9 protein-coding genes and 2 pseudogenes are annotated in these 12,449 nt (G+C 58.9%); 4 read left to right on the plus strand and 7 right to left on the minus strand.

The genetic code is table 11. The annotated features are described in order from the left end of the window. Nucleotides 1-119 precede the first annotated feature (119 nt). A pseudogene (locus tag IVA93_RS40210) lies at nucleotides 120-1,387 on the plus strand (IS256 family transposase). Nucleotides 1,388-1,535: 148 nt separating this feature from the next. Here the strand turns inward: IVA93_RS40210 and IVA93_RS40215 are convergent. From IVA93_RS40215 to IVA93_RS40225, 3 genes are all read right to left on the minus strand, one after another. Next, entirely contained in the window at nucleotides 1,536-2,654 is a 1,119-nt protein-coding gene (locus tag IVA93_RS40215) for a restriction endonuclease (RefSeq protein ID WP_247790105.1), read from the minus strand. 84 nt (nucleotides 2,655-2,738) lie between these two features. Beyond that, on the minus strand, nucleotides 2,739-5,201 hold the full coding sequence (locus IVA93_RS40220) for an AAA family ATPase (RefSeq protein ID WP_247790106.1): 2,463 nt from the start codon (nucleotides 5,199-5,201) through the stop codon (nucleotides 2,739-2,741). Further along, entirely contained in the window at nucleotides 5,198-5,392 is a 195-nt protein-coding gene (locus tag IVA93_RS40225; protein ID WP_157790354.1) for a hypothetical protein, read from the minus strand. The genes IVA93_RS40220 and IVA93_RS40225 overlap by 4 nt, the downstream gene beginning before the upstream one ends. A 356-nt stretch (nucleotides 5,393-5,748) precedes the next feature. On the opposite strand from IVA93_RS40225, the pseudogene IVA93_RS40235 reads away from it, so the two are divergent. Continuing rightward, nucleotides 5,749-5,973, plus strand: a pseudogene (locus IVA93_RS40235) (XRE family transcriptional regulator); the annotation flags it as partial. Between the two features lie 62 nt (nucleotides 5,974-6,035). Here the strand turns inward: IVA93_RS40235 and IVA93_RS40240 are convergent. Further along, nucleotides 6,036-7,445, minus strand: a complete 1,410-nt coding sequence (locus IVA93_RS40240; protein WP_247790107.1) for a DUF2130 domain-containing protein — start codon at nucleotides 7,443-7,445, stop codon at nucleotides 6,036-6,038. A gap of 178 nt (nucleotides 7,446-7,623) precedes the next feature. Further along, nucleotides 7,624-8,580 (minus strand): hypothetical protein, encoded by a 957-nt coding sequence (locus IVA93_RS40245; RefSeq protein WP_247790108.1) that lies wholly within the window; start codon nucleotides 8,578-8,580, stop codon nucleotides 7,624-7,626. 112 nt (nucleotides 8,581-8,692) lie between these two features. Here IVA93_RS40245 and IVA93_RS40250 point away from each other — a divergent pair, with 112 nt between their 5' ends. Both IVA93_RS40250 and IVA93_RS40255 read left to right on the plus strand, forming a co-directional pair. After that, nucleotides 8,693-10,543 (plus strand): helicase HerA domain-containing protein, encoded by a 1,851-nt coding sequence (locus tag IVA93_RS40250; protein ID WP_247790109.1) that lies wholly within the window; start codon nucleotides 8,693-8,695, stop codon nucleotides 10,541-10,543. A 32-nt stretch (nucleotides 10,544-10,575) separates the two neighbouring features. Then, complete coding sequence (locus tag IVA93_RS40255; RefSeq protein ID WP_247790110.1) at nucleotides 10,576-10,845, plus strand: hypothetical protein; 270 nt, start codon at nucleotides 10,576-10,578, stop codon at nucleotides 10,843-10,845. 11 nt (nucleotides 10,846-10,856) lie between these two features. On the opposite strand, the gene IVA93_RS40260 is transcribed toward IVA93_RS40255, so the two are convergent. Further along, nucleotides 10,857-11,630 carry an abortive infection family protein gene (locus tag IVA93_RS40260; RefSeq protein ID WP_247790111.1) on the minus strand — a complete coding sequence of 258 codons (774 nt, stop codon included), beginning with the start codon at nucleotides 11,628-11,630 and terminating at the stop codon, nucleotides 10,857-10,859. Between the two features lie 11 nt (nucleotides 11,631-11,641). After that, complete coding sequence (locus IVA93_RS40265; RefSeq protein ID WP_247790112.1) at nucleotides 11,642-12,307, minus strand: helix-turn-helix domain-containing protein; 666 nt, start codon at nucleotides 12,305-12,307, stop codon at nucleotides 11,642-11,644. Nucleotides 12,308-12,449: the final 142 nt, after the last annotated feature.

Below are 12,449 nucleotides of genomic sequence, written 5' to 3' on the forward strand. Positions count from 1 at the left end.
CGAGACCAGAGATCGAACCGGGGGATGTCCCGGGTTGTGTTGAAATCCTGAAGAGGTCGGCGTTGCCCACCTTGAGCCGGTAGGCTCGGGGTGCTGATTCCACAAAGGAGAGCAACGCCATGACGAGAGATATCACACCGGCTGGTTCGCCGGCGACCGGGGCTGTGGACGAAGCGTTTGCAGAAGTGCGGGCGAGCTTTGATCGGTTCTGCCTTGCGGCGGGGATCGAGGCGCTCGGCACGATGATGGCGGCGGATGTCACGGCGGCCTGCGGGCCGCGCCACGGTCGCGGCGCGGCGCGGCGGGCGCACCGTTAGGGCCAACGCGGGGACGGATCGGCTTCCACGGCGGCAAGATCGAGGTCGAGCGCCCGCGGGTCCGGGGCGTGGGGCGAGGTCACGATCCCGAGCTGGGAAACGGCGGCGCAGGAGGACTGGCTCGGTCGCTGGGCGATGAACCTGATGCTGATCAATGTGTCGACGCGCCGGTTTGGCCGCGCCGTCCGGCTGCCCGAGGGTGACGTGCCGGCACCGCCCGGATCGGGGGTTTCGAAGTCGGCGGCCTCGCGGAGGTTCGTCGCACTGTCGGCGGCGCGGCTGGCCGACTTCATGGCTGCCGATCTGTCCGCGCTCGACCTTCTGGTGGTCCAAATCGACGGGCTGCATCTCGGCGACGATCTCGTGCTGGTCGCCGCGATCGGGGTTGACGGCGAAGGCAACAAGCATCCGCTGGCGCTGGTGGAAGGGGCGACCGAGAATGCCGCAACGGTTCAGGCCCTGCTCGACAACCTGGTCTCGCGCGGGCTCGACCCGGCGGTGCCAAGACTGTTCATCGCCGACGGCGCGAAGCCGTTGTCGAAGGCGATCCGCCGCACCTTCGGTCCGGCCGCTGCGATCCAGCGCTGCCAGATCCACAAGGCGCGCAACATCATGGAACGCCTGCCGAAAGAGCATCATGCGGCCACCCGTCGGGTGCTGCGCCAGGCCTGGGAGCTCGATGACGCCGACAAGGCTGAAAAATTGACCGCAATCTCGCGTGTCGACTCGACCAGCAATGGCCCGGCGTAGCGGCCAGCATCCTCGAAGGCCTCGACGAAATCCTGACGGTCGTCCGGTTGAAGCTGCCGAAGGAGCTTCGTCGATCGCTCGCCTGTACCAACATCGCCGAGAACATGATGGGCACCATTCGCCGCGTCACGCGCAACGTCAAACGCTGGCGGGATGCCGGTATGGCCTTGCGGTGGCTCGCGGCCGGCATGATCGAGGCCAACAAGGGCTTCCGACGATTGAGGGCGCATAAGCAATTGTCGGTTCTGCGTGCGGCTCTTCAAGCTCACCACAATCGCATGACGATCAACCCCGTTGCCCACGTCACCAGGGCCGCGTAACATTCATTCCGGCAACGTCGGCCCGACGCAGTTCAACAGCGATCGGGACATCCCCGTCAGGCTCTAATGGAGGATGGTAACCTTTCTAATGAGGGTCTACAATGCATCTTCGCATAACATAGATTATGGAATATCCGAAATTTGTCCGCTAATTTCGAGTGAGCGGGAATCCCTTTATCCAGGTCTGGAGCGTGATGTAGTCGTGCAGCTGCATCTGGTGTTCAATGCGCTGCTGATATTCCCTGGCCCCTGACGTAAAGAATGACGTTGTGACGATTGCGCCGGCGGTCGCTCGCTCGGCCTGAAGAACCCCATGAAGCGATCGCACGATCTCGACTCCCACTTTGTGCGTAGGAGCGTATCGCTTGCATTCGACCAAATAGAGGAATTGCCCTAATCCTTCTTTTCGTGCGGCATAGATATCGAATCCACCGTCCCTCTTTTCGGGGGTCAATGTGATCTCGTAGCCCATCTTGGCCAGTATCTCTCCGACCAACTCTTCAAACTTGCGGGGCGGTAGGCTCCTCACCAGTTCTGGCTCGGCCCTCAGAAGCTTGAGGATCTCATCGTTGGCCGTGCTGACCTCAACAATGACCTGCCGCTCGGAATCGCCCTTCAGCGGCCTGCCGTCAGGCCCCACAAGGCCATTTGCTCGAAAACCTCGCAGGTGACGGAGTATCTCACCTATGGCATCGCTCCGACCGCTCCGGAGCTCCTGCAGTGCCAAACTCACAATTGCGGGGTGTCCCTGTGAGATTTCTCGCAGCCGTTGAAGGTCTTGCAGCTGGAGGGACGCCCCCATCTCCTCAGCGACGTTGTTAGCGAGCAGGTAGAACTCTCGCTCATCCAGGCCGCCCAGCACGATCTGCTCGGAGGACATACGTGCGAGTTGGACACGCGAAATCACGATGCTTCGCAGATTTGGATACCGGAAGTGAGCCTCGTCAAGCTGCTTCATCAACTGAGACTGGGCTTCCCATGACACCCTGTCGAGATCATCGACTACCAACAGAAATCGGGCGACGATGGGAGCCGGTAGCCCAATGGGCTGTGCCGCCCTGGCCTCGTGGAGTGGCGCACTTAAGAACTCCACGCCGTCGGGAAATAAATCCGCAGCGGCGTGGGCAAACATTTGAACAAAGCTCGTCTTTCCAATCCCGCCCAGGCCCGTCACGACGACGCTTCGCGGAAATTCTCCAGTCAGGAGAGATTTCAGCTTCTCAAACTCCTTAGATCGGCCGATATACATGGCGCCGACAGGAGACATAGCTGGTCGCCACTCCTTCTAAGTAGACATAGTTCGGATTCTACCTGGGGATTCGCCGACTTCAACTAAGGCGATGAAGGCGCATCATCGTTTATTCAGCGAGCGGTAGAGGCGCTTGGTGCCGCTGCCAGGCGGATCCTCGCACATGAAGCATTCGGCATAGGTGTCGATTGCTTGCATCACGCCCTGCAAGGATGGGCTGGAGAACGCGTTGGTCGTCCCCGTCGCGTAGTGGGCCACGAAATTGCCGGTGATACTGGCCATATGAGTCTGTAGGCCCGCTTGCTGTGCTGCATCCAGGATCAGATCGCCGGCGGCCTTGTGCAACTTCACGGCCGCCTCGATCGCGGCCACCGCATTGCCCACCTGCTTATTGTTGTCGTCGAGCGCGAAATCAATCGGGACCGGGATTTTCACTTTTTGGATGATCTCCAGTAGCCGATGCTCCAGGTACTGACGAAGTCGCGGCGCCGCGTCGTCGATTTGGCCGGCCTGCAGGAACCGCAAAGTGGCATCACGAACACGATTGACCGCATCAGATTGCGGCAACACGGCCGTGCGGGCTGTCCCTTCCAACCGTTGATGTCGCCACCCCTGGCCGCTGTTGCGGTTGAAAAGCTTCTCGAGGAGGGTGTCATGGCTCAGAAGAATGACTTGTGGCCCGTCAGCCTGCATCGGACGCGCAAACTGGGTACGAATGAGCTCCATCAGGTGGAATTGGTGCCCCGCGTCGAAGCTGGAGGTCACATCGTCAAGAACCACGAACCGCGGCTCGCCTCCATAAAGCGTCGCCGCCGCCAGGTAGACCGACACGGCAAACGCGTTGCGGAAGCTCTCAGAGAGGAGCGCCTGCGCGGACACGTTCTTGAGCGTGAAAAACTCGGACAGACCGATAGAAAGAGCCTCGGCTCCATCGGCCTTGGCCAGCGACGGCTTGACAGGCTGGTACATGATCGAGCCGAAGAACTTCTGACACAGGGGCTCGACGGCGGCCAACCGGCGCTTGGAAAGATTCGCCTCCGCGGTAGCGAAGGTCTCACTCGCCCGGTCTAGGAAGGCCTTGATCCGCGTGACGGCCGCAAGCTTGCCGGTGACTTTCGTGAGAGAGGCCTGCGCGCCCTCGATTTCATTCCAAGCCTTCTGCAGGCGTCTGGCGGCCTCAACCGCGGTCGTGACCGCAACGAGGGACGCCGGAAGTTCCTTCTCCAGCGCCTCGCGCTTGGTCTTTGTGTTCTCGAGGGCCGCCGACGCTCGGTCGATCAACGTGTTTCGCCAGGTCCAAAGATCTGCAACGTTCGCCGCGGTTACAGCCAATTCGGGCCTATGGGCCAGATTGGCGAAAAGGAGCTTCTCATCCTTGACGGCATGGGCCTCCTCCAGCTTGCGCAAATCGCTCCACGACTTTGCCTTCCATTCGGCATCGATGTTGACCGTGCAGTCCTCGAGCTCTTGGAAAGCGGCCAGGCGCACCTCCAAGTCGGGAAGCAAAGGTCCGGAGCCTTCATGCTCGCAAGCCGGGCACTTGTTCTTGTTCGGCCAACACTCATCCACAAGAACGGCGCGGCTCGCGGCGTAAAGATCCTTCAGCAACCGGCCAGCTGTCTTTGACAGCGTAGTGTCGCGCTGTTGCGCGAGCGCGAGCAGTTGCTGATGGTCCGCATCGGTTGGTCCCATCGAGATTTGGCTTGTGTACGTGGTCTCCTGGCGTCGCAACGTAGCCAGGCGCGCCGGACCATCGCCTCCTTCAGCCTTCTTGATCGACTCCACGCAGTCGTCGAGTGCTATATCAGCAAAGCTCTTGCCAGCGCAGTGCGGCATGAGAACCGCGACCTGATGCAACGCATCATGTGCCTTTGCGATCGCAGCCGCGTGATCTTTCTGCTCATGGAGAGAGGTCTGCGTCAGTAACTGAAACGCCGCGACCGCCTCAGCCTGCTGCTTGGCAATCGTTGCCTTCAAGGAGGTTTCCTGTTGCGTCAGGACTTTAACCTCGAAGTGGTTGTTGAAGGCTCGCGTGTTGGCAAGCCCTTGCAGTACCTGACGCAGGGTCGAGTATGCGGCGAGTCCAAGCAAGCCCGCAAAGGCTCGCCCCCTGTCGAGGGCCTTATCATCGATGAAGGACTGCAGCGTCTTGTGGTCGAGCAGGACGAAATCGCGGTTGAGGGACTCCAGAAGCTTCTCGCCGTCGATGTTGGCTGGGGAAGTCACCTTGCGAACGCCGAGGGCGTTGCGGGTTATGGTGAGCGAAACGGGCGCCCCTCCGCCGTCTGGCCGCACGGTCAAACGAATCGTTCCCGTGTTTTTTGAATGAAAGCGGTTCAGGTAGTAAGAATCACCGCTTTCCGTCGCCGGCAGCTCGTCGAGCTTCGGAATCTTCTTGCGCAATGCGTATGTGAGTGCGTCAAAGATAGAGCTCTTGCCGACGCCGTTGGGCGCGGAAACGGAGTTGACGGCATCGTGCGCGAAACTCAACACCAGAGGATCACCCTCATTGTTGATGCCGCGTACACCCTCGATCTCGAGGCGTTCCAGAAACCAGCCGCTCATGGTGCCTTCGGCGTTTTCGCTAGCGCAGCGAGAAGCTCGTCCCAAATCAGCGCCGGCTCCGCACCGGCGGCGAGATCATTGAGCCGGGTCGCTAGAACAGGTCCAAGCGTCGAGTCCAACTGTTCAAGCTCTGCACTGTATGCTGCAAAATTGTCGCCCAAAGGCGCAGTATCACTGAATTTGAAAACCATGGCCCCTCCCCTCGGCACATTCTCACCGACCGCGGCACAACTTTCAATAGAGCGATGCTCCGTATGCTACGAAAGTCATTGTCTGTATTTAGACACCAACCGATTGCCGCCGGGAGTGTTGGTCTGTGGGTCGGGTTGGCTCGGGTAGGTAAGGCGCTATGGCTTCAATTTGCGGAGCGGTCCGCTGCTACCGTCGATCAGTTCACAACGCGTTTGGAGGGCGTCCTATACGTCCCACACGCGTTCCAGAAGAAATCCACCAGCGGGATTGCGACCCCGCAACGGCACATAGACCTGGTCCGGCAGCGCTTGCGCGAAGCCGAGGCCATCCACAAGGCAACAAAGGGAGAGCGATGATGAGCACCAAAACGAAGCTGCCCGCCCACACCAAGGGCTCGGGCAACATTTTTGCTGATCTCGGCCTGCCCAACGCAGAGGAACATCAACTCAAAGCTGCACTGGTGGTGCAGTTAAAACGGCTGATGGCCGAGCGGGAGGTCACCCAGACCGACGCCGCCAAGCTGGTCGAGATGAAGCAGCCAGACTCGTCCAAGGTACTCCGTGGGCAATTCAAGCTGGTTTCAATAGAAAAAGCTGATGCGCATGCTTTTCACGGTTCAATGAGGCTCTGCTTTAGGCCGCCCTACTCCGCGGCTTCAGCGGGAGCACTCTTTAGCTCCGAGAACTTCGCCGCCATGGTCGGATTGCCCCGGGTCAGCTTCTTGATCGTCACGTCCTGCGCCTTATCGTTCGCAAGGCGGAGATTGCGGTCGGCGCCGATCAAGGCATCCTTGGTCTTCTGCAGGTGATCGATGGACTTATCGATCTCGGCGATCGCCGTCTGGAAATTTCGGGAGGCGAGGTCGTAATTCTTGGCGAACCCGTTCTTGAACGTTTCCAACTGGTTTTCGAACTGGGTGATGTCGATATTCTGAGCCTTAACCAGCGCCAGCTCGGTCTTGAACTTCAGCGAGTTAAGAGAGGCATTCCGCAACAGCGTGATCATCGGCAGAAAGAACTGCGGCCGGATGACGTACATCTTCGGATAGCGGTGGAAGACGTCGACGATGCCGCTGTTGTAAAGTTCGCTATCGGGCTCAAGCAGTGAGACCAAGATGGCGTATTCACAACCCTTCTCGGTGCGATCCCGGTCGAGTTCCCTGAGGAAATCCTCGTTCTTGCTCTTCGTCGCCGTCCTGTCGCTCTCGTTTTTCATCTCAAACATGATCGAGATGATCTCGGTGCCGGCCTCGTCCGCGTCGCGGAAGATGTAATCGCCCTTGCTGCCCGTCCGCGCGTCGTTGTCTTTCTCGAAATACGCCCGCGGAAAAGCCATCGAGCGCACCCGGTTGAACTCGGTCTCGCAGTGCTGCTCAAGGGTCTCACCAACCATCTTAGTCGAGAGACGCGCCTTCATGTCCTTAAGACGCTCGATCGCGTCGTCGCGATCCTTGATCTGCGTTTCGTACTTGTCCTTGAGCGACTGCTCGGAGAGCTGTTTTTCAAGCTGGACCTGCTTGATGCAGTTCTTCAGCTCATCGCGCTCTTTCTCCACGGCGCCGACGGCTTCGGTCACGGCGAGCTTCTTCTCCAGCTCGACGGCCTGAAGCTTAGCCTTCAGCTCCTGGATTTCTTTTTCCTTGGCGGCCGTGATCTTGTGCTGCTCGCTGGCCAAAAGCGCCTCAGCAAGCTCTGAGGCAGCCTTCTTCTCGCGTTCCGCCTGTGCAAGCGCGTTCGCCAGCGTGTCACGCTCCTTCTCGACCACGCTGAGCGCTTCGGTGACAGCAAGCTTCTGAGCGACTTCGCTCCCCTCAAGCTTGGACTTCAACTCCTGGATTTCAGCATCCTTGCCAGCGGCGGTCTTCTGCAGATCGCTGCTGACCTGGGCCCTGGTCAGTTCAACAGCGCTCTGCTTGTCGCGCTCGGCCAGTTCCAGCCGTTCATGGAGTTGCTGTGAGAAATCGGCGTCACGGACCTGCTTCAGGATCGCGGCATAGCCGGATTCATCGACCTTGAAGGCCTTCTCGCAGTGGGGACAGATGATCTCGTGCATGTTTCCTGTCGGGGCCGTGATGTTGTCATTTAAAATGGGACGGGCCGGCAGAATCTGGCCGCACAAGAACAAAATTAGAACAAGCGAATTTGAAGGGTCAAGCCCATGCGCCGCGATTTTGCGCACTTTGCTTTGGCAATCCCCGCCTTTCAAAGACCTCGGCGCAGAATTATCAGCGTCAGAACTTCAGAGCAGTCGATTCCAGCTTGAAGTGACGCTTGACGAGCTCCGCAAGCCGCCGGCAGAGCAGGTCATCCGAGCGGATCAATTTTGCTGTCGCCTGTGCATGCGTCTCTTCCCCCGCCGCGAGCTGCAGCAGGGCCGCACGCAATGCCGCATCGACGTCGTCGTTGGACTTGGCGGGGCCACCAAGATTGCGCGAGAGGTCCTCATAAGCTTTCAGTATCCCGCGCTCGGCGGCCGTAGAGAGTGCCGCCTTGGGGTCGGTCACAATCAATGTGTCGTTTAGACCTCGTAGGTCTCTGGAGAGCAGAAAGGCCAGGACTCTCCCGGCGGCGTTGGTGCCGTCCTGGCCAAGCTGCCCGCAGCCACCTGGTGCAGCACACATCTTCTCGTGATGCTTGACGAAATCGATCTTCTTGCAGAAATGAAGGATCAGACTGGAATCGAGCAGGAATTCCGCCGTGTGCTCCGAATTCCAGTACCAGACTCCGCCGACCTGTCGCAGCGGCCCCTCTTCCTTTGTGGGGTCGTAGGGGGTAACCGGCAGCTTGCTCAAGTCCTTGTCGGAAATCATGAAGCGGTAGGCATGGTTCTTGTATTTGCGAACCTCCACCCAATAGATCTTTCGGCGTGCGACGATGTCGGCAAAATTAAAAGTGAACTGGACGGAGCCGTAACGCGAGCCATTGTGCCAGTTGTTGGGAGATAACCAGACGACCGTCGTGCGGGAGTCGTTGAGGATACACTCGTCGTAGATCAACCCTCGGGTAACCTGCCCATCAGCTAATATACGTAAGGCCGGCCCGGTGTGCGTGACGTGATGCACGGTCGACAGCACCGAAGCGGTGCCGGCAACGCCTGCGGCCGGCACCGTGCAAGCGTATGGTTTCCATGGGGTCGTCATAAGAAATCCGTCGCCATGATCATCAGCATCATCGGCTTTCGGGGACATCGCCCGGCTTGATGCAGCGCACCAGCTGCGCCCTCAGAAGCCGCCCTTGCGCTCTCGTCCCGAACTATACAGGTTGTGTGCTAAGCTTAACCACAACCTGGAAAGCCGAACCGTGTCAACCGACAGAATCCAGACCACGCTAGCCGATCGAGCCCTGGCACTCGCTGCCAATGTCGCTGTCTTTTACATCGGCCTGTATGTCGCATCGGGAAACCTCTTGCCGACCGGCGGGCTCGAAAGCGTTTGGTTCTTAAGCGGCCTTGCACTCTGGTTTCTGGCGCTGCTTTCGGCACCCTGGTTCGTGCCACCAAAAGACGCTCTCGCCAACGCCATTGGCGCCATGGCCATCCTGATTACGGCTGACCTCGGAGCGACCGGGGCTCTTAAGCCTCATCTCGAGGTCATGCGTTGGACTGCGGTAATCTACTGCCTCGCCTCTATGGCGGGAGCGATGGTCGCCCTGTTTATTCACGACAAGAACAAACGATCCCCCGTCGGGCGGTTTTTCTTTCGGGCCACCGATGCTTTCGGCCAGGGCGAGCTGCTCTACACGCCACCGGCGCTGATCAGCATCATCGGCGCCTACCAGAGCAGCCTGACCACGGTCGCCTGGCTGACAATGCTGTGGACATTGATCGCGATCGGCAGGCCTTTTGAGCGGCTGATCGCCGCCTGGAAGCACTGGCAGGCAGAGAAAGCCAGGGTCATTACCTCCCCGACGGTAGGCATCATCGAACGCATTGATCACCCCAATATCGTCAGGGTCAGGCTGTCGCGGCACAGCTCGTGGAAGCCGGGCATGCTGTACACCGCGGCCATGTCAAATGGTGATCAGCACTATGTCATGGCTCTGTTCGCTCAGGTCCAGGGACTGGACGTGATGGGGACCGGTCTTTGCGTGGCTGAGCTGCAGGACAGGATAGTGCTGGCTGAAGGAGACGTCATCCAGTCGCACTCCCCCGAGAAGGCAGCGAAGTTCATAGAAAACCTGAGCGGCACGGCCGGGTCCGTGCTGGTCGGATTCACCGTCGAGAACTCGAACATCGGCATCTTGCGCTTCGAGGTCTCGGCCGCATCCGAGTTGGCAGAAGGCCAGGTCGTTTTTGTGCGCGTGAATGGAATGGACGTCTTTTACCAGATCCTCGACGCCCAGACGGCGGAAGAGAGCTTTGACCAGAACCCGCGCGGCACGCACATCGTCAACGCCGTACAGCTGGGTTGTTATTCGCCGGAGGACGGCTTCACCAAGTTTGGCTGGCTTTCAACCATGAACACGCCAGTGTTCTGGGCGAAAGAGCGCGTATTTCCGGCTCCCATTGCCAAGCAGGGCGAGTTTCCCATTGGCGTCGTGCCGTCAACCAATATCGGCGTGATGGCCAATATCGACGATCTGGTTCAGTTTCACACGGCCGTTCTCGGCGTCACCGGCACGGGCAAGACCGAACTCGCGCTTGATATCGTCTGCGAGGCCGCCAAGAACGATTTCAGGATTTTCTGTGTGGATTTCACAGGAGAGTACAAGGCCCGGCTCGCCGACCTGAAGCCCATCTTTCCGGCGCCGACGCAGAAAGAAACAGACGACCTTGAGCAGAAACTGTTCGCTGTCGAAACGACGCCCTACGGCGCGCCCGCGGAGAAAGCCGCCCTGAAGACCGCCCTCACCCAGATCAAGGGCGGCGTCGACAAGCAGATCAACGACTTTCTGGTCGGCAATGATCCGCTGGCAATACTTGAGTTGACCGAAATCTCGAACACTAAGGCAACGCTGAGGATCACCGAGCTGTGCTGTCAACGATCATGGCCTGGGCCCGGGCCAACCGGCAGGCGCGCAAGGTTCTCATTGTCCTCGAAGAAGCCCACACCATCATTCCGGAGACGTTCAGCTCGGGTTTTGACAGCGAAACGCAATGGGTCGTCAGTCGGATCGGGCAAATTGCATTGCAAGGCCGGAAGTACGGCGTAGGTCTTCTGGTCATCAGCCAGCGGACCGCGCTGGTGAGCAAGACGATCCTTTCCCAGTGCAACACCTTCCTGACACATAGCCTGATCGATCAGACCAGCCTCAATTTCCTGGAGAGTGTGTACAGCACACAGCATGTCCGCTCGATTCCAAATCTCGGCCGCTTCCAGTTTCTGGCGGCCGGCAAGGCCATCAAGGCCGAACGCCCGATCCTTCTTGGCCGTCCATTCGATCAAGCCAAGAAAGACGCGAGCGATGCGTTACGAAAGCCACCGCCGGGAGCTGCTGCTGCCGCGGCAGGATAAGGCCGCCAGGCTCAGCTCCCGAAACGCGCCGCTTCAATACTCTTGATAAACCGCAAAACCGCGGTCACAGAATCGAAAATGAACCGGGCTTCCGGATGGTTTGGCAGTACATTGTCGTGGGCCAGGGAATTGTTGTTGCGGACGAAGTTGAACTTCTCGAAGACACCGATCGCGTTCTTGATGATCTGCTTACTCATGTCGGTGAGCTGATGCCCCTGGTCCAGGGCTTTGACGTATTTGCCCACCCGGCTGTGCAGGGGCTCGTCGGTGCTCCAACCGACATCATGGCTGTCGAGCAAATGACCGAACTTCTTCATGCAGTAGGTGTGCAGGCGATCGAGAGCGGCAGCGGGCTTGTTCGCGCTGATGTCCCGCTCGATCGAAGACACTAGCTCCTCAAGAGTTTCGTCGCGGTTAAACCTTTCGATGACATCCGTCCTCGGAACGGCCGCGCCACCCTCGATAGTGGCGATGAGCTCGAACAGTTTGATCTTCATAGACCCGTGGTCATCGGCGTCTCGAAAGATCGGAATCTCCTCGCGCTCTTTCCATAGGCGACGGAGGACGCGGGCAACCAGGTGCTCGTCCTCTTGATCTACGAACGAGCGCAACCGATTGGCTTTGGACGTCCCCCGCGTCTTGTAACGCTGCTGGTCGATGTCGATCCTGAACTCGTCGTCGAAGAATTCAGCAAAAGTGCGATCGGAGAAATTGAGGACGTAGCCGCTGCCCATGCCCAAGGCGCTGTCGATTAAGCGCATCTCCGAACGCTTTAGGTTCGTCATCTGCTACGCCTTCATGGATTGGAATGCCTGAGATGTCGGCGCACCGCATAGGTCTCGATCACGCGGCCCGCGCTGAGGCGCTGCGAGGCGCCAACTTGACGGCGTAGCACTTCGCGCTTTTCAAGAACGAACTCCTTAAGAGGGCCTTCGTCGTTGGCGACTTCGAGCCCTTCGTCGAACCCCTCATGCTTGGCAAAATAGGCCAAGGCAGCTTCAGGGCTCAGTTCTCCGGGGATCGACCATTCGTCCTTTTGTGCCGGGTCAAATAGCGGTGTTGCCCGCTGCAAAGTGTACCAATGAACCCGGTCTGAGCCATCATTGGCCGGCTGCCGGGTCAGTATCTCCAGGGCCTCTACAAGGCTCTTTCGAGAGACCGTGAGACGTTCAATGTCGGCGTCGGTCTGATCGATCCTGCCAGCACTCGTTGCTTCGCCGCTGGTCATTTTGCCCGAGCGCAACATGGCCAGCTGCGTGTCGATCAGCTTGATGCTGTCGAGATAGCCGATGGCCGTTTCCAGAATAACGATAACCGGCCCGGGGATTTCGCGTTCGCCGGCTTCCCATCGGCGGACCGTGCGCCCATCTTCAACCCGCACGATTTTGGCCAAGGCGCCTGCGCTTAATCCAAGCGAAGCGCGCGCGTCCTTCAAAGCTTCCGGTGTTCTGACGAGAGTCATAAGGCTTTCCTAGGTCCGTTGGACCTAGTTACATATAGGGCCATTGGCCCTATAGTAAAGAGATCCATTCATTTATTTGCCTTTTGAAGCGGCAATAAAACCGGCAAAATGGGCAGCACTAATCTTTATATATCTATTGATA

It is taken from the genome of Bradyrhizobium sp. 155 (assembly GCF_023101105.1).
Classification (GTDB): domain Bacteria; phylum Pseudomonadota; class Alphaproteobacteria; order Rhizobiales; family Xanthobacteraceae; genus Bradyrhizobium; species Bradyrhizobium canariense_D.